The organism is Flavobacterium sp. (assembly GCF_046293665.1).
GTDB lineage: Bacteria > Bacteroidota > Bacteroidia > Flavobacteriales > Flavobacteriaceae > Flavobacterium.
The window spans coordinates 70,961-89,107 of sequence record NZ_JBKBOL010000004.1 but is presented as its reverse complement, the minus strand read 5'-3'; the positions used below and the strand labels follow the sequence as shown (position 1 = coordinate 89,107).

General features: G+C 37.6%; 12 protein-coding genes. 3 read left to right on the top strand and 9 right to left on the bottom strand.

Going from position 1 to position 18,147, the window contains the following annotated elements; translation table 11 throughout:
* Nucleotides 1–244 precede the first annotated feature (244 nt).
* The 5 genes from ACK4R1_RS08060 to ACK4R1_RS08040 form a co-directional block, all read right to left on the bottom strand.
* Complete coding sequence (locus ACK4R1_RS08060; protein WP_409685601.1) at nt 245–640, bottom strand: two-component system response regulator; 396 nt, start codon at nt 638–640, stop codon at nt 245–247.
* Nucleotides 637–3,213 carry a PAS domain S-box protein gene (locus ACK4R1_RS08055; protein WP_409685598.1) on the bottom strand — a complete coding sequence of 859 codons (2,577 nt, stop codon included), beginning with the start codon at nt 3,211–3,213 and terminating at the stop codon, nt 637–639. The genes ACK4R1_RS08060 and ACK4R1_RS08055 overlap by 4 nt, the downstream gene beginning before the upstream one ends.
* A 187-nt stretch (nt 3,214–3,400) precedes the next feature.
* Nucleotides 3,401–4,771: an SLC13 family permease gene (locus tag ACK4R1_RS08050; RefSeq protein ID WP_409685595.1), complete on the bottom strand. Its 1,371-nt coding sequence runs from the start codon at nt 4,769–4,771 to the stop codon at nt 3,401–3,403.
* 121 nt (nt 4,772–4,892) lie between these two features.
* Nucleotides 4,893–6,557, bottom strand: a complete 1,665-nt coding sequence (locus ACK4R1_RS08045) for a T9SS type A sorting domain-containing protein (protein WP_409685592.1) — start codon at nt 6,555–6,557, stop codon at nt 4,893–4,895.
* Nucleotides 6,558–6,846: 289 nt separating this feature from the next.
* Nucleotides 6,847–8,445 (bottom strand): ice-binding family protein, encoded by a 1,599-nt coding sequence (locus ACK4R1_RS08040; RefSeq protein ID WP_409685589.1) that lies wholly within the window; start codon nt 8,443–8,445, stop codon nt 6,847–6,849.
* A gap of 458 nt (nt 8,446–8,903) precedes the next feature.
* Here ACK4R1_RS08040 and ACK4R1_RS08035 point away from each other — a divergent pair, with 458 nt between their 5' ends.
* The 3 genes from ACK4R1_RS08035 (at nt 8,904) to ACK4R1_RS08025 (ending at nt 13,213) form a co-directional block, all read left to right on the top strand.
* Nucleotides 8,904–9,146 carry a hypothetical protein gene (locus ACK4R1_RS08035; RefSeq protein ID WP_409685586.1) on the top strand — a complete coding sequence of 81 codons (243 nt, stop codon included), beginning with the start codon at nt 8,904–8,906 and terminating at the stop codon, nt 9,144–9,146.
* Nucleotides 9,147–9,361: 215 nt separating this feature from the next.
* Nucleotides 9,362–12,931 carry a T9SS type A sorting domain-containing protein gene (locus ACK4R1_RS08030; RefSeq protein WP_409685584.1) on the top strand — a complete coding sequence of 1,190 codons (3,570 nt, stop codon included), beginning with the start codon at nt 9,362–9,364 and terminating at the stop codon, nt 12,929–12,931.
* Nucleotides 12,932–13,048: 117 nt separating this feature from the next.
* Nucleotides 13,049–13,213 carry a hypothetical protein gene (locus tag ACK4R1_RS08025; RefSeq protein ID WP_409685581.1) on the top strand — a complete coding sequence of 55 codons (165 nt, stop codon included), beginning with the start codon at nt 13,049–13,051 and terminating at the stop codon, nt 13,211–13,213.
* 442 nt (nt 13,214–13,655) lie between these two features.
* On the opposite strand, the gene ACK4R1_RS08020 is transcribed toward ACK4R1_RS08025, so the two are convergent.
* From ACK4R1_RS08020 to ACK4R1_RS08005, 4 genes are all read right to left on the bottom strand, one after another.
* The gene (locus ACK4R1_RS08020; RefSeq protein ID WP_409685578.1) at nt 13,656–14,108 is read right to left on the bottom strand and encodes a hypothetical protein; all 453 of its coding nucleotides are present in this window, start codon (nt 14,106–14,108) and stop codon (nt 13,656–13,658) included.
* Complete coding sequence (locus ACK4R1_RS08015; protein WP_409685575.1) at nt 14,105–14,446, bottom strand: hypothetical protein; 342 nt, start codon at nt 14,444–14,446, stop codon at nt 14,105–14,107. Before ACK4R1_RS08015 ends, ACK4R1_RS08020 begins: the two co-directional genes overlap by 4 nt.
* Nucleotides 14,447–14,868: 422 nt before the next feature.
* A complete protein-coding gene (locus tag ACK4R1_RS08010; RefSeq protein WP_409685574.1) occupies nt 14,869–15,606 on the bottom strand; it encodes an NERD domain-containing protein in 738 nt (245 codons plus the stop codon).
* A gap of 31 nt (nt 15,607–15,637) precedes the next feature.
* On the bottom strand, nt 15,638–18,136 hold the full coding sequence (locus tag ACK4R1_RS08005) for a UvrD-helicase domain-containing protein (RefSeq protein WP_409685571.1): 2,499 nt from the start codon (nt 18,134–18,136) through the stop codon (nt 15,638–15,640).
* Between the last annotated feature and the right edge of the window lie 11 nt (nt 18,137–18,147).

Here is an 18,147-nt window from a genome sequence, read left to right as displayed (position 1 = left end):
ATTGTTTGTTTTTATATTCAAACATTAAATCAATTGTATTGTATGGATAAAAAAGAAAAAGCTAATTTTCCTGTAGTGGAATTCTTGTCTTTGGTTAGGCGGTATGGTGTATTGGAAAAGTTACACCATTCAGATTTTGGTATACATTGTCAAAGAATTTGACCGATAAATGTAAGGCTGAAATTTATTAAATCTCAAATTTTATCAGCACTTTTCAGCGTATTTAGTCATAGTAATAAGTCAATTAACCAAACATTTCTTTAGCGGTTATTTTGTTTAATGGTTTCTCAATTAAATCTATAATTAATGGATTGAGCTCGACGCGATTAATATCAACCGGATCTATTGAAGAGGAAAGCATATAGATGTTGAATTGTTCTTTAATTGACTCCTCTAATGTTTTAAATTTCTCAATAAATTCCCATCCGCTCATCGTAGGCATGTTAATATCTAAAATAATCGTTGCCTTTTGGTTTGTTGCCTTTTGGAATATTTCTTCGATATACTCTAAGGCTAATTCAGGAATCATAAAAACCGTTACTTCTACTGCTTCAAAAGCTTTCCTCAATGCCATTTCAGTGAGAAAATTATTTTGGCGGTCATCGTCTACAATTATAAAGGATTTTGTTGTGGTTGTCATGGTTGTGCTTGTTTGTCAAAAACGATAGTGAATTCCGTTCCTTTGTTAGGCATGCTGGCAATACTGATTTTTCCTCCAATGGCTTCCACTTGGGTTTTTACCATAAACAAGCCTAAACCTTTGCCTTCTGTATGGGAGTGAAATCTTTTATACAATCCGAATATTTTACTACCATTAATCTTCAAGTCGATGCCTAAGCCATTGTCTTGAAAATGGATTGTTATTTTGTTGCCTTCTTTTTTACTTTTTATATTGATGATTGGACGTATATTGGGTTTACTATATTTGATACTGTTGCTTATCAAATTGTAAAATATGCTGTGCATATAACCCTTTAGTGACATGACTTTGTCTATTTCTGAAAAGTCAGCTTTGATAACTACATGATGTTTATCCATGATGTTTTCAATACTATTGGCTATATCATCAACTAATTTTGATAATGAAATCAGTTCTCTTTTATCATAGAAATCGCTTTTTATAGCCAGAATGGCATTGATATCTTTAATTATGGAGTCAAGTCCTTTTACGGAAGTTGCCATTCCGTTTAGCAATTGTTTTTGTTCCTCCGGAGTGTTTTCTTCGTCCAATAGGTTTTCGGTATAACCGATGATGTTGGCTGTTGGCGCTCTAAGATTGTGCGAGATGATATAGGTAAATTGCTCCAAATCGAGATTGCGTTGGATCAAGTCATAGGATAATTTTTCGCGTTCCAGTTCTGCTAATTTTCTTTCGGTTACATCTTGCAATATGCCGAATAGTCTCAACGGTTTTTGGTTTTGGTCAAAATCAAATTTCCATTCTGAATAAATGTAACGTATGGTACCGTCTTGCATTTTGATGCGGGCATTGAAAGAGCCTGCTTCAAATAATCTATTACTTTTTTCGAATATAGCTTTTGTAAATTCACGGTCATCGGGGTGAATCATCGATAAGAAAGCTTCAGCGGAGGGCAATATTTTCTCTTTGTTAAATCCACAGAGATTATAAAATTCATCTGACCAGTTATGAATGCCGGTGGCCAAACAAACTTCCCAATTACTAATGTGAGACAAGGCCTGAGCCTCTCTTAATCTTGCTTCACTTTGTATAAGGTTTTCTTCTGCTAATTTCCGCTGTGAAATGTTTGTATGAGAGACTACAATCATTGGAACATCGCTTTTAAATTTAATCGCTTTCATTCCAAACCATCTTGATTCATGAGGTGAATGGCAAGGGTATTCAAGATAAAAGTCATTTTCACGATCCTCTAAAATAGCAATCATTCCTTGTAAAACTTCATTAGCAAATTCATTACCGTCTTTGGCTGATTGGCGACATACTTCAAAGTAATTGATTCCCTCAGCAGTGTTTTGAAGATTGGGATCGCCATTTTCAATGGCAAATCGTTTCCATGACTCGTTAACGGCGATAATATTGCCTGAGTTTTCTATTACAGCAATATTTGAACTCAAGGAGTCAAGTATACCTCTATTGAATGCCTCTTTTTTGATGAGTTGTTTCTCTATGGATTTCTTTTCTGAAATGTCATGAAAGTTGGCCAACAAGGCATTGATGTCTTTTTCTTCCAACAGGTTGGTGATGGTGGTTTCACACCAAATCCATGTTCCTTTTTTATGTTTTATCCGAATTTGACTATGGAAGGATTCACCGGGTGATTCCAACAATTTCACTCTCTTTTTTAAGAACTCTCGTAGGTCATCCGGGTGAATGTACTCATAAACACAAGCGTAAGGAACTTGTTCAGCGGGATAACCTAGTAATTTAGAAACATTGCTACTGGCAAATAACAATTTCCCTTCTCTAGAGGAAAGGGTTATCATATCGGCACTGTTTTCAATCAGTGACCGAAATCTTTTTTCGTTTTTTAAGATTAGGGCTTCCACCAATTTATGCCTTTCTTGTTTTTCAAAAAGGTCTAGCGCAAAAGAGATGTCTCTGGCTACTTCCGTCACCAGTTTGATATCTTCCTCATCAAAAAAGTTACGTTCCGAAGCATAAAGATTTATCGTTCCAAATATTTTCCCCGACTTTCTAATTGGAAGCACAATAAGCGAACGAATACTCTGTTTTTCCGCATAGGGTTTCCAGTTTTCGGAAACAAGATCATGCGCTACATCATTGCATAGGTAATATTTGCCTGTTTGTAACACCTGATCCTGAGCGCCATTGGGTTGATAAGTTGCGTCAGTAAAAAGTTTAATGTCTCTTTTCGTAATACCACAAGAACTAAGCAGTGTGATTTTTTTGTGCCTTTTGTCAAAGCTCCCAATCCATGCCATTTTAAATTGGCCGAATTCAAGTGCAATTTGGCAGGAATTCCGAAAAAGCGTTTTGACATCTTTGGCTTGTACAATGGCCTGATTGACTTGGCTGATGAAAGCATATTGAGCAGTGCGTTTAATGACTTTCTGTTCCAAGGCAGCATTCAATAACCGGATAGCTGTTTCGTTTGTTTTTTGTTGCTTGTTGGCTAGGAGAAGGCTTTCCAAGATTTTGTCTTTATCTTCGTTTTGCTGGATAAGTTCCTGTATGGCAATAGACAATGGTTTGGAAGTGGTTTCTTTATCCATCTTGTAAAAGGTATTTATTTACGGATTGGATGTTTAATCCAATGGATAAATGCGGTTTTAATTATATTGTTTGGGGTAATTCAAAATTAAGCGTATTTTTTTGTAAGTGTGTTGTATAATAAAAGGTATAAGTTACATGTTTACAATATCTAACTTGTATTATCAATTTTGAGAACTGTCTAAAATACTAACTGAAGACAAAATAAAAAATGACGGTCAACAGCAATGAAAATACCAAGTTCAAGACCAATCCAATTTTTAACATGTCTTTCTGAGGGATTCTCCCGGTACCAAAAGCCAACGCATTGGGTGGTGTTCCCGCCGGTAACATGAAACCATAAGAGGCTGCGATTGTTGTTGGAAAAACCAGTATCATAGGATTAATATTCAATTGGTTGGCCAATGTAAACAGCAGCGGCAAGATTAAGGCAGCGCTGGCAACATTACTCATAAACTCTGTTAGTGTTATGCTGAAGAGGATAATAATCCACAGAAAAACAAACAAAGGTAAAACGGTGGTCAAATTGGCTATTTCACTAACCAATATCATCCCTAAACCACTTTTGTCTATCAACATTCCGAGTGTGAGGCCGCCACCAAAGAGCAGTAAGATATCCCATTGTATTGCTTCAATTATTTCCTTCCAATTCAGAACTTGCGTAATAAAGATGGCAAAAATTGCCAGTATGGCTACCAACGAACTAAAGCTATCGGTTATTTGTAAAAGCGGTGACAATACACTCTCAAAAATCCATAAGGTTACGGTAAAAAGGAATATGGCGGCCAGGGTTTTATTGGGAGCCTTCTCGTTTTTTATAACCAACAGTTGTTCTATTTGTATTTTTCTATCCGGCTTGAAATATAAAGTCAGTAACACTATCATCACCGGAAAAGTAATCAGAAAAACAGGCAGTGCATATAACAACCATTCTGAAAATGACATCCCAAGGATGGCGGCACCAATGGCATTGGGTGGTGAAGCGACCACCGTTACTACGCCACCAATATTAGCAGAGTAGGCGATACCGAGGATTAGAAATTTTGATTCGGCTGTCACAAGCTCTTGCTTTAACAAAGCCAGCAAACCTAACGCCAAAGGAATCATCATAGCAGTTGCGGCAGTATTGCTAATCCAGCAGGCAGTCAGCGATGTGGCTAGCATTAAAAAAATGGCTGATTTGTAAAAATTCCCACGGGCAAGCTTAATAAGCTTTTGCGCCAGTAATTGGTCTAAGCCATGCCGTGTTAAGGCTCCGGCTATGACAAAACCACCCATGAATAAAAATACAATAGGGTGGCCAAACTCATTAAAGGCTGCGCGCGGAGGTACTAAATGGAGTAACGTTGCTATTACCGGTATCATTAATCCGGTCAACGCCAGCGGAATGGCCTCGGTCATCCATAGCACCGCTACCAAAACCAGTAACGCTAAGGCTTTTTGAGCCTGTTGGTTTTCAAAAAACGGGTAAATCAAAATAAGACAAAAAAGAGCGATCGCAACGATTACCGCAGGAATCTTGATTTTTTTATCGCTACTTTCAATGGTTGCCTTTTTCATATAATTCTTTTTCCTGTTTTAATTAGGGTATTCGATATTGTAGTAGCCGCATGCATTCCGGCTCTACGATTAAATATATACCAAAAAAATGGGTCATTATCGACCCATTTTTTTATGAATGCTATTGCTTTATGGCTTTTGTATGCTGTACACTGCCATCTTGCATGGTCATCGTAAGAATGTAGAGCCCCGAATTCAAATCGCTTACATCAATGTCTTGTTGGGGTTGTTGGATGGTTCGTACCAGCTTACCCATAGTGTCTGTAACCAATATAGTGGTTACTGCTTGGGCATTGTCAAGGTGAATGACCTCTTTAAATGGGATTGGATATACTTTAACTTTTTGCGTTGCTACCTCAGTAGTAGAAAGCGCTTGGGTAAGGGTAACCGTTATTTTCCAAGTGTTATTATTAACCCTGTTAAAATCAGCATTACAACCGGTTCCGCCGTAGGTTCTCCAGGCTCTAAGGTCGAAAGTCACAGCACCCGTAAGACCATTGGCAAGGGTTAGTCCGGTTCTGTTATAAGCATAAGTACCTGTAGTGCCACCAACTCCGGAAGTGATTGCTGCTTCAGTAGTGTTATTAGTAGTACAAACCAAAAGTGTTCTTTGCTCACTCATCCAACCATTACTGGCGGTAGTCATGGTATAAGCAACATCGGTTGAAGCAATTTGGAATCCGGCCGGAATGTTTAGCGTTAAACTACCCGGACAGGCCGTTGTACTGGTTAAGGTTGGTCCGGTTGAATACTCGGTATTGATGTCTCCTAGGGTGTAAGTAGCTTCCATTTGCCCTGTGGTAAACACTTTCATTTGCCAAAAACCTTGTTCGGTATCACAATTGGATCTAACCCAAAAGTAATAGGTCGTTCCAATAGTAAGTCCGGTAAGTGTAGCTGTAGTGACCCCGGCGGCCACACTGCCGGTTGGTGTTGTTAAGGCGGTTGGCGGTGTTGCCGAAGCACTGTAGTAATAGTCATACCCCATGGATGGAGCGCTTGCCGGTGCCGTCCAGTTAAAAGTGCCACCATCATTAGAAGAAGTGAAAGTAATGTTGGTAGGTCCCGGACAACCGGTATAAGCATCAGCCGAAAAAGCAAAAATGTTAGGAATACCACCTCCCGTCTTAGTAACGGTAACGCTTTGTATTGGCTTTGACTGATTGGACAAATTGATAGCCAACGGAATTTGATAAAGTCTCGGATTGGTTCCCCCTCCGGTTTCTAGAACATCATTGGTTAGATTGATTCTCCCGATTCCTTGAATGGCAAAATTAGCGCCACCATACCAGTCGGCAATGGCAATTCCGGTAAAGGTTTCAGAAGTCGCATCGGCGAAGTTTACGGTAGCATTAACAGTACAAGCACCGCTACCACCGGTAGCCAACATGTACAAATTAACAGCCGCGATAGGAGTGGCAAAGGTTAAAGTTCCCGAGTCATTAGTGTTTTGAAGTCGCAAAGAGTTGTTACCACTGTAAGGCGCCAATTGATAACTTAGCCCTGCCGGCGAAGCCACCACACTATTGATCAGTCCGTTTACGGGAAGTCCATAGGTTAAGGGTGTACTGCCTGAGGTCAACTGAAAGTCTCTCGAGATAAAGGCGAAGTTTACGCCATCAACATCATTGTTGGTTGAAGAAGCCGCTGTTCCCACTCCGTTAGCAACCACATCAGCATTAAAGCCGTTTTGGATTGAAATAGTTTGCAGATTTTGAGCAGTAGTTTTTTGCGTTATCAGCAAAGAAGAGGCAATAACCGCAATGGATAGTAGTGTTTTTTTCATAAAAAAGTAGTTAGATTAATTAGCGACCTAATTTACAAATTATCAGTAAAATAACAACACAATACAAGAGAAGATAAGAATGTTTTTGAAATGTGTTTGCTAGAATGCGACTTGCCACAGTATTGATTTATTTACAACGGTTGTCGATACGTCCCAATCTCGTTGTTGGCAACGAGACGGGATACTAGAACTTACGAACGTACTGTTGCCTCAAGTTCCCAAAAGAAAAACCGATTAGTTTCCCAATCGGTTTTTATATTTTAAAAAAGAGGTCTACTTTAAATAGACACTATTGTCTTGAAATAAGCTTACCGCTTTGAAGCGTTCCATCAGCACCTGAGAGTTTGTAATAGTAAATCCCGGAAGCAACATTCATAGGTATGCTAGTGGTGCTTTGCGTTAGTGAAGTCTTTAGGACTACCATCCCCAATGCATTATAAATCGTAAGTTCGGATGAACCCGAATCAAAATCAGCTAAAGTTACATTAAAAGAAGAAGTAAACGGATTTGGATAGAATTGCGCCTTAGCTTTTATAACATCGTTTATGCCTAAAGCACCACAACCCGGTGTCATCTGAGCATTGATTCCAAAGGTGGATATTCCACCACTTGTACTTAGGACACGTCCTTCGATATTGGTTCCTGTATTTAATATTACGGCTCCATTGTTACCGATTAGGGTTCCCCTAAAGCTAGCGTAATCATTCAGGCTGGTGGCACCATCAATTTTCCAGAACACATTTTTCGCCTGTGCACCATTCTGCAATACTACCGAGGCATAGGTACTAGTTGAAAGTGCACCGACAATCTTGATTACAAATACGGCATCGGGATTATTCTGAGCGTTTAGGAAAACGGTTCCGTTTAATACCGTTGCAGCATTCATAAGATAGGTATGGGGTGTCAACACCAAATTCTGCCCAAAGGCTGCAGGATAAAGCAGCTCTATATCTACAGGAAGTGTGCTAAGATAGGTATACACATTGTTCAAATCTAAGGCACATTGTGCAGTCGATACATCAGGGTTTGGGTGTATTGTCCCGGTTACGTTTTCTGTTTGAAAGCCCGTTGTAAGTCCAACATTGGTTCCAATATCGCCTGTTACAAAAGAAACCCCTGTATTGGCTACGGCACCATTTCCTGAAAAAACCGTATAGCAGGCAACGGTATTAAGTACAGGTGCAGTAGGTCCGGTAAGCACCGGAGTTCCGCAACCAAGCGGCATTACTACAGTTACTCCGGAAACCGTTATGGCACCTGTTGTTGAAAGCGCACGACCTTCGAGTGAAACACCTGTATTAAGTATGATGGCTGCATTATTGGCAACGATGGTTCCTTTCATGATGGTATTGGTGGCTAAATCTACAAGCCCTTCTATTTTCCAGAAGACGTTGCAGGCTAGGGCTCCATTCGTAAGTAGTACTTGTGCTCCGGCTGCCGATGAAAACGCACCCTCTATCTGAAAGATAAAGACTGCATTGGGATTTCCCTGTGCGTTAAGTGTCAGGGCATTATTCAGACTGGCACTTTCTCCTATAAAGTAAGTTCCTGCATTAAGTGATTGTCCGTTTCCTAATACCGGTGCGGGAAAAAAGTTTGGGATGGCTGCGTCTAATTGGTTATAAGCAACCGTCAGGGAAGCCGCTGCATTCGCAGTTGTTCCATCAGCGTCATGCATGACACCGTCTACGTTTCCGAAATTGGTACTCGAGCCGTTATTGGTGCCGACATTACCGGTAATGTGTGAGAGTCCGGTACTGCTGACCGCTCCATTAGTTGAAAAAAGTGCAAAACCAGCCGATGTTCCCAGTACGGGTGCCTGGGCATTTGTATGGGCAGCAAAAGAGAATAAGGCAACCGAGGTTACCAATAGTAGATGTTTATTCATAATATAAATTTGGGGGGCAAAGCAGCGATTTAATTATCGCTACATGGTAAAGGTAGGTCTAATAAAAGCCTGACAGCGGAAATTGCCTTTTAATGTACTGTAATACGTGAATTATGTAACTGGAAACTTTGTTTGTGTAACTAATAGTAAAAGTTGTGAGTAATGCATTACGACATTACTTATACCTACAGTCACCTTGGTTTATCCCGATGACTATCGGAAGTGATTTTTAAAAGCAAGAACACCGGTTCTTAGTTTTAAAAATAGTATCGACCCGAGCGAAGCGAACGGAGCGTAAGCTAGAAGCCTTGTTCGTACAACGGTTCTCGATTTCCTACGGCACTCACTATTATCGATGAACTACCGTTTTTTTTTAACACTATGCGAAAGTCGTTTTAACACTTTGCAATTACAATAGCAACTATCTTTAGAGTCCCAAACCAAAACAACCCAAATCAATGTCTGTAGCTACTATTTTTGAGTATTGTCAAAGTCTCGATACTCCGCTGGTGTTAGAGTTTTTTTACCATGGAGAAAAATTAGAAGATCCGGTTTCCTTTTTTGATCAAAATCCCGGTCTTTATGAAGCAGTCTTTCCATCCCACGAAGAAACCCAGCAAATGATTAACAAAAACCTCTTGTTTAGCGCTACCCACAAACTGGTCATTTCAGAATTCGGATTCAACTTGGTGTTCCGATAACATAAATACCCCACGCACATAGCCTTTACCGTTCACAATTCATCATTCAAGCCATTTCTATAGATATTGTAATGCTGCATTTCATGATTTTGGATTCTTGATGATAGGGTCATGAAATAGTGAGTGCCAACCAAGTACTGTTTGGTAAAGGTTAAAAATGCTATTTTTTTTATAAATAGGGATAAAAAAACTATTTTAGCCAATATATTTAATTTATGAAAAAAATACTACTCTCAGTTGCATGTCTTTTTTCGACAGTGTTTTATGCCCAAATTGGTTTTCAAGAACATGAAGTAACCAGTTTTTCGCCTTCCAGTAAAGGAAACGAAATAGCTGACATTGATAACGATGGCGATTTGGACATTGTAACTTATGGCAATTCAACGGTTTATTGGTTTGAGAATAAATTTCCGGAAGAAGGTTTTATGCCCAAGCAACATGTGGCCACCATACCAGGAACCAACATGATTATGTCAATAGATATCACTGATTTTGATGGCGACGGGGATTTGGATATTCTGGGTGCAGAGCTTTTTCAGGACAAGCTGTTTTTGTGTATCAACCTTGACGGACAAGGTACTTTTGCGCCTTTTCAGGTGGTGAAAACCGTCGATCAGGCTTCTTTTGTTAAGCATATTGACATGGATAATGATGGTGATAAAGACCTTATGTTTTCGCGCAATGGTTCTAACGGGTTTTTCATCGGTTATTATGAAAATATAAACCAACCCACCAATTACGTCACCCTACGCACCATTTATCAGGCATCAAATGTGAGTAATAGCATCAAAGTAGCCGACTTGGATAACAATGGGTTTCCCGACATCTTTTTAAGATTCGATACGGGCATCGGCTGGATAAAAAACAATGGTAATGCCTCTTTTTCTCCGATTGCTTTTTATAGTACTTCAAATAATTATTTCTACCATTTTGATTTAGGCGATATTGATAACGATGGTGACCTTGATCTTGTAGGTAATGTGGAAAACAATGTTTATGTTAAAAAGCTTATTTATAAGTTAAATGACGGTCTGGGTAACTTTGGCGCAGATCAAAACATCAGACAAAATCTAACGGAAATCAAAGCCATTAAGCTTGGCGATCTTGACAACGACAACAGACTCGATTTGATTGTTGCCATCAGAAACAACAACAGTTCAGAATACTTTGGCGATATTAATTGGTATAAAAACTCCGCTACTTTGACTTTTACTAACACAACAGCAGTGGATACTAACGTGAGAATGATTAGTCAATTTGATGTTTTTGACCTCAATAACGACGGATATAAAGACATTGCCTCATTCTCTAATAGTCACAGAACAACAACTTATCAAAATAGTGGTGCTGCTACTTTTGGCGCACCAAAGTATCCGGCTGCAGCCAATTTGTCGGCTAGTGCTGCCATGGCAGGCGATATAGATGGTGATGGCGACATCGATTTGGTTACGTCATCGTTAGGCGAAGGTAAAATCTATTGGTACAAAAACACGAACAATATTTATAGCAATCAAATCATGGTGAGCCATGATGCTGCAAACGCCAAGAAAGTGGCTCTTGCTGATATTGATGGTGACGGTCATCTTGATATAGTGTCTATTTCAGGGCCTTCTACTTCAGGGTTTGTTGATAAAGTTTCCTGGTATAAGAATTTAGATGGATTAGGAAACTTTGGTCCTCAAATCAACATTCCTATAGGCATTTACGACAGTCCCGATGGCTTAGTAGTTTATGATGTTGACGCCGATGGTGATATGGATATCGTAACCGCACTCACCAACTGGCCTAGTGCCGGCGATAAGATTGTTTGGTATGCCAACAACGGATCGGGAGGTTTTGCCACCGAGCAAATCATCGGAGCCGGACCTAATGGCGTATCGTCACTAAAAAACGCAGACATTGACAATGACGGCGATTTTGACTTGGTTTGTACCTCAAGGTCAGACAATACCATTGCTTGGTACCAAAACCTAAATGGTCAAGGCAGTTTTGGGCCCAAAATAGTAATCACAAGTACCGCACTAAGTGTGGGCGATGTGGCCATAGCCGATTTGGATGGCGATGGTGATAATGATATAGCTTATGTTTCTAACGGTTCGGCAGATGACCTTCTTTGGCAACCCAATTTGGGCACGGGCACTTTTGGCGCTACACAAGTCATCAATTCTAATATAGACAGCAATGGTTCTAACTCAGTGGCTGCCGCCGATATTGATAGCGATGGTGATATCGATATCATTGTAGGAGAAGCTACTAAAACCACTTGGTCTGAAAATTTATATGGTCAAGCCAACTTTGAGCCGCCAAAAGTCATTTCTACAACGGTTACTACCATCACCGCCACGCAAGTTATGGATGCTGATAACGATGGTGATTTGGATATTTTACAAACTTCTTCGGGGACTAACAAGGTGCTATGGTTTAAAAACCAAGGCATCAATCAAAATACCATCAAAGGCGTAGTGCGTTTAGATACCGAAGGCAATGGTTGCGGTGCCAATGATGCCAAGTTGCCTAATATTTTAGTAGCCACCACCAACGGAACCAATACCTATGCGACTTTAACCTTCAGAAACGAATATGCCGGACAATACCGCTTGTATGTAGGACAAGGCGAATTTGAAACCACGGTGATGTCGGATATTCCCAATTATTTTGTGTTAAATCCTTTGTCACACGATTCTTCTTTTACCGGTTTTGGGAATATTGATACTGCCGACTTCTGTATTGAACCGATAGGAGTGGTTAACGATTTGAATGTGGCTTTGTATCCTTTGAGTGAGGCAAGGCCGGGCTTTAATGCTTCCTATCAATTGGTGTATAAAAATATTGGTACAACCAACTTAACCGGGCAGGCTAGCTTGCAGTATGACAATACCAAGATGCAGTTTTTAAATGCCAGTCCGTCGCAAAGTGGACAAACCGCCAATACTTTGAATTTTAACTACACTAATTTGGCGCCTTTCGAAATCCGAACCGTGATGGTAAACTTCAATATATTGCCGCCTCCAACGACCAATATTAATGAGGAATTGGTATTCCACGCCACCGTTACCCCAAACAACGAGGATAATACTCCGCAGGATAATACTTTTATCTTAGAGCAAACCGTGATTGGTTCCTATGATCCAAATGACATTACTTGTTTAGAAGGAGAACAGGTATTAATTGAAAACGCTAACGATTACCTGCATTATGTAATTCGTTTCCAAAATACCGGAACCGCCAGTGCCATCAATGTCAGAGTAGAACATGTGTTAGACCCAAAGCTCGACTGGACGACTTTGCAATTAGAAGGCATGAGCCATAACGGAAGAACCACCATTACTGATGGCAGCTTGGTGACGTTTATGTTCAATAATATCCGTCTTCCTCACAGTGCAGCCAATGAAGCGGCTTCCAACGGTTACATTATGTTTAAAATTAAACCCATAGCCAATACCATTGATCTTGGCGATACAGTAAATGCTACCGCAGCCATTTACTTCGATTTTAATCCGCCTATCATTACCAACACGGCCACTACCACTTATGTAAACGCTTTAGCGAATAATGAGTTTGAACAGCCTACATGGGTCATTTATCCTAACCCAACCAGTACGCAACTCCAAGTTTCAGGAGTAGATACTATTGTACAGTTGCAAGTGCACACTATTTTAGGTAGCAAAGTGGTAGAAGCCAATAATACCAATGCCATTAACGTGAGTGATTTAGCAGTAGGTGTATACCTGCTTACCATAACTACCGAGACCGGCAACTACACCCAAAAATTTATAAAGCAGTAAAAAGTTCCAGGACCTGACAGGTTTTCAAAACCTGTCAGGTCCAAAAACTCATAACTCCTAACTTACAACTTATAACTTATAACTCATAACTTACAACTCCCTCTGCTACCGCACGAAATGAAATTCGACGAAGTCAATCCTTTCGTGTGGTTTTTAATCTGTCAACATATTCAAAACAACTACAGCCTCAATAAATCCTCTGCTACCGCACGAATCCTTTCGTGTGGTTTGTCTACAACCAACATCCTAAAAACAACTACAGCCTCAATAAATCCTTTTTAAAGATATTATTTTATGAAATGTCATACCACGCGAAAGGATTCGCGCGGGAGCGGGGGTTTAATTCATAGGAAGATTGCATAACTTAATTTCTTCAATATTTTTCAGCGTCCGATAAACTGTCTCCTAACACGCGAAAGGATTGACTTCGTCGAACCTTCGGTTTCGCGCGGGAGCGGGGGTTACCAAAGAATCAATGGATCTGATTGAAAAGAAAATACAAAGTACCTTGAAATTATAATTGACTCGAAATAGTACAAAACGTTGCCTAATTACACTTTTAAATGGGGCACAAATTTGGTAACTATTTGCGACATAATAATAATTTAGTAATTATTCTTCTCATAACCACAAAACCCAATCGTTCCAAACAGGATTCTTACTATAATAAAAAACCCTTTAGGAGTTTAGTTTCTAAAGGGTTATATCAGATTTTAATGGATATTTAGTAGTAAACAAACTCGTATGAGTGCAATACCGTTCCAAACCAGCTTTGGGTTGCCATGGTAGGATAATTGTCGGAGTTATATGTGTATTCGAACTCACCACCATTTACAAAGTTGTGTGAAACACCGCCTATAATTGTATCGACGAAAGTAAAGCTACCTTGTTTCCCGATAATATGAGTAAGAAGCAATTTATCATATCCCACAACATTTTTAAATATACTATTTTTTGTGTCGTAAGTATAATTGTCGGTATAGGAGTCAAATTCTTTTACGATTTGCAACTGAGCTATTTCACCATTTTGTAACGTAATGGTTCCCGTTTTTAGTAATTCTGGTGCAATACCGGGAGAATTTTTATATTGTGCAAGAGAAACTGTATTGCCACTATATACATAGTTTGTTACTCTTACCACATCAGAACCCGGAGTAGTTGTTTTAAATTGAATCAATTGATTATTTTATTGTACTGGAATTCATCTGTAGAAAGAAGCATAGTTTGCTCATAAGGTGTTCCGGCATTGTATACTTGAAACTTTTCAATTTTTGTGATTACATCTCCTGTATAAGTGTAGATATCAGAATAGACTTCGGAGTCTATGTTACGTTTAATTTCAACGAGCTTATTACCGTCATACGTAAAATTGGATACACTTCCTCCAAAAACAACATCACCTTCAACGATTTGCTTTAATAATAGGTCCGAAGAAGAAGTTTCTGAATCGCTATCACTTGAACAAGAAGTAAGGAAGAGCAGAGAAAAACTGATGAAACAAAAGATTTTTTTCATTTGATAAGGTTTAAATTTATAATAATTTGTTAAAAATATAAAAGTTAATGATATAACCCATTGTTTTTGAAATAATTTGAAAATAAGTCTCTATTCCCTCCGCTACCGCAGAAATCATATCGTGTGGTTTCTAATCAGTCAACATATTAAAAAACAACTACAGCATTCATAAATCCTATACAAAGCTATAATTTTAGTGAATGTAATACCACGCGAAAGGATTGACTTCGTCGAACCTTCGGTTTCGCGCGGGAGCGGGGGAGTGGGAGTTTTTTGGTGGGCATGGAGTTTTGTTTTAGGTGGTTTATTTTGAATTAGTATGGTAATACTGCAGTTACAACTTATCGTTCACCGTCACTTCGAGTGATTTTTAAAACTGTAAACGCTAGTTTTCAGTTTTAAAAATAGTATCGAGAAGCCTGTTACAATTTTATCGTATTACTACATTTAGGGTAATTGGTACAACCTAAAAAAGAGCCAAATTTTCCTTGTCTTTTAACTAGTTCACTTCCACATTTAGGACATTTATTTTCTCGAATCAAATGCTCTCGTTTGGCAATTCTTTGTTTTATTGATTTGACATGTTGGCGTTTGTCATATGTGGCAACCTTATTCAAAGTATTGATTTTTTGAAAGATATTTTCCTTTTCAGTTTCTGAAAGAGTAGTTCCGGAGTAACGTTTGATGGTTCTTACAAGTCGAGAGGTATATACTACATCGGTTATAGTGTTGACTTTAATGGTAGCTCTTGATGAAAATACTATGATTGATTTGTAATTTACATGGGGATATTCAGCCAAGCACTTTTTTAAAGTTTTAATATGCCCTGAGTTTTGCCGAATGGGATTATACAATTTCTCTTTACGGTTATAAATTACTTGTGTCCAATATTCTGAGTGCTCATGGCCTAGTATCCAACCCTTATAATTTTTAGTTTCTATTACAAAAACACCATAATCCGAAATGACTATATGGTCTATTTGCGAAGTGTATTCGCCAGATACAAGTACCACATTATGAATCACCTTATACTTAGTTTTATCCAAGGAACGCAAGTATAAAGAAACCGTTTGCTCTCCTATAACACCTTTGATATCGGATTTATAAAAATTTAGTAATACGATTAAGGCAATAAATAATAGTAATAGTACTAAAGGCATAAGGGTACACGTTTTTAGTGTTGCTCATATTTTAGAAGGCTATTAAACCCTTTAAGTCAATTTCATCATCTTCATCTGGAATAGCTTCAGCTACATAATTTTCACAAAATGAATTAAACTTATTTTCTGAGATTTCATCCCAAAAAATTAATCGTTCTTTGTTTAAAAGTCCTAAAACCTTTTTATAAACACTTTGAGTTTGTTCAGTAATAGCGATTATTAAAATACCAGAAGTTCTTGTAACAATAGTATAGGCAAATTCAAAAACTTCTTTTTCAAATTCTAATGGGATGTAAGTTGCCCAAATGACACATTCTTTTTCTAAACCTTTGAGACTTAAAATGGAGTCTGATTCTACATTAATACCTCTTACTCCTAAAAGATTTTTAAGTTGGTAATCTCTTTCTAATATGCAAATGTTCCTTAAATCAAAAATACTATAATGTTTAATTGTACTCTCTAGTTTATCTGTCAATTGATCTAAATTTTCACCATAAACAACGATTGGTCTTGCTCCAGGAGGAGAACCCTTATAAGGAACAATATTTGATGTTCCCTCTGTATTACTAAAATGTTTATTTATTGCTTGAGATAAACCAGAAATGCATTCACTAATTCTAACAGGTAAACGATAAGAGCCATCTAATTTAAAGTTTCTCCTGGTTGTCATATTTTCATCTCTAGGTATTCTAGCAGCCAAACCAAGATGAACAGATTGGGCTAAATCACCACCAATTGTAAATTTGTTAGGGTCTTTTATCAAGGAATAAAATATTTTGAAATCTGCGGCAGTGCAATCTTGAAACTCATCTACAAGAATGTAATCGTATTTAAAATTTACTTGATTGTTGTTTAGTCTTGATAATAGGTATTGCCGTCTTAAAGTAAAACTTTCAATACCCTCATTATGCATTCTCAATGCATATTTTTTCAAACATTGAAACATTATTTTTCTGCGATCACTATTTCTCTGAAGTGATGGATTATTTCCTCTACCAATTCTCGGTACTTTTAAATAGGTATCTTCACTGCCAGTGATTCCTACCTGTAATCCATAAATTACACGGTGGTATTCTTCAAATATAAAATCAGCATTTAGAATATTGTCATATTGATTATTTGAAATTTTGTTTTCTAATTTTACTTCTTGAATAATTTCGTTAAGGATGTTATGGTGTTGCGACATATTCACCATTCCTCTATAATTAACACTTCCAATATGTTTGGGTAACATATCAAAATGTAATAACCGAATATTAGCAATATTGGAATTTAAAAAATAGATTCTGCAAGATTTTTGAATATTGCCAAGTTTATCATTATCATAGACTATTCTGATTTTGTTTTTATCCAATAAATCAACTAACCATTCTGATAACTTTTTAATGAGCGATTTATTGAAAGTTGTTAATAAGATTTGAAGTTTAGGATCATAGTTATGCTCTTCTACAATGTTTCTCACTTTCTCGGTAATGACTATGCTTTTCCCACAACCAGCAGGCCCAACTATTGTAACCGGACGGTCTAAATTTTCTGCTGCTTTTTTTTGATTATCATTTAATGTTACCTCTCTTCTTACTGTTATTGGTGGGTTGAAAACATCTAAATTATTGATTCGTTTACCTTGTTCAAATATTGATAATTGAGGACGTTCAAATATTATAGCAGCATTACTAGTGTCATACCATGAAGTACTTCTGTTAAGTTCATTTATATTAAGAATTTTTCCTAACTGAGAACGTATATTGTTAATTGCCTTTAGTGGGCTATTAAACAATAGTTGTGTTGATAAAATTAACTTACTTGTATACTTTAGTTTTATAAAATCTTGTTTGAGTATAGGAAAGTATTTTGCAGATTTTTTCTCAGATGTTAGTAAAAGAACTGCAGAAGGTTTATAGATTTTAACTAAATTTAAAAAGTCTTTACTTATTTCTTCTTGATTATCAGAATCATCAAAAAGATAACTTGCAACCAAAAAACTATTAGTGGTTGAAACACCATTTCTATTATTCCAAGAGTTTACTTCGTATTCTATTTTGAATTCGGAATCTATTTCAGGATAAGATTGTACAAATTCTTTCCATAAATAATCTCTGTTATAATATAACATAAATGGACTAGAATCTATATTTACAATAGTTATTTTTGGTGTTAATTTTCCTAATCTTTTTAGACCAGCATAAATTAAACCTAAACTCCATTGTATTGCTCCAGCACCAGCACCTAAATCAAAAAAAATTAATTCTTGTTCTTGATACTGAATAACTTTGTCTAAGAAAAATGAGAGAAATGTATTGATTCTTCTTGGGTGATACCAAAGTGTGTAAGCAAAAGCCGTATTAGGACGATCATAGCAAAGGTCTTTTCCTCTTACTAGGTTATAACTTTCAATATGACACTGTTTTAAATCATATTTAAAATTTGGATTTGACTTATTATCATTGTAGTAATTGACAGAAGCATTAGCTACCACTTTATCTATGATATCTTGTTGAGATAACAACCATGTCTTTAATTGCTCCTTCATATTAGCTTATG

What these genes read in the sequence shown, in the direction of transcription:
- ACK4R1_RS08060 (WP_409685601.1), bottom strand. Translation starts at nt 640, where the DNA reads ATGACAACCACAACAAAATCCTTTATAATTGTAGACGATGACCGCCAA.
- ACK4R1_RS08055 (WP_409685598.1), bottom strand. Translation starts at nt 3,213, where the DNA reads ATGGATAAAGAAACCACTTCCAAACCATTGTCTATTGCCATACAGGAA.
- ACK4R1_RS08050 (WP_409685595.1), bottom strand. Translation starts at nt 4,771, where the DNA reads ATGAAAAAGGCAACCATTGAAAGTAGCGATAAAAAAATCAAGATTCCT.
- ACK4R1_RS08045 (WP_409685592.1), bottom strand. Translation starts at nt 6,557, where the DNA reads ATGAAAAAAACACTACTATCCATTGCGGTTATTGCCTCTTCTTTGCTG.
- ACK4R1_RS08040 (WP_409685589.1), bottom strand. Translation starts at nt 8,445, where the DNA reads ATGAATAAACATCTACTATTGGTAACCTCGGTTGCCTTATTCTCTTTT.
- ACK4R1_RS08035 (WP_409685586.1), top strand. Translation starts at nt 8,904, where the DNA reads ATGTCTGTAGCTACTATTTTTGAGTATTGTCAAAGTCTCGATACTCCG.
- ACK4R1_RS08030 (WP_409685584.1), top strand. Translation starts at nt 9,362, where the DNA reads ATGAAAAAAATACTACTCTCAGTTGCATGTCTTTTTTCGACAGTGTTT.
- ACK4R1_RS08025 (WP_409685581.1), top strand. Translation starts at nt 13,049, where the DNA reads ATGAAATTCGACGAAGTCAATCCTTTCGTGTGGTTTTTAATCTGTCAA.
- ACK4R1_RS08015 (WP_409685575.1), bottom strand. Translation starts at nt 14,446, where the DNA reads ATGAAAAAAATCTTTTGTTTCATCAGTTTTTCTCTGCTCTTCCTTACT.
- ACK4R1_RS08010 (WP_409685574.1), bottom strand. Translation starts at nt 15,606, where the DNA reads ATGCCTTTAGTACTATTACTATTATTTATTGCCTTAATCGTATTACTA.
- ACK4R1_RS08005 (WP_409685571.1), bottom strand. Translation starts at nt 18,136, where the DNA reads ATGAAGGAGCAATTAAAGACATGGTTGTTATCTCAACAAGATATCATA.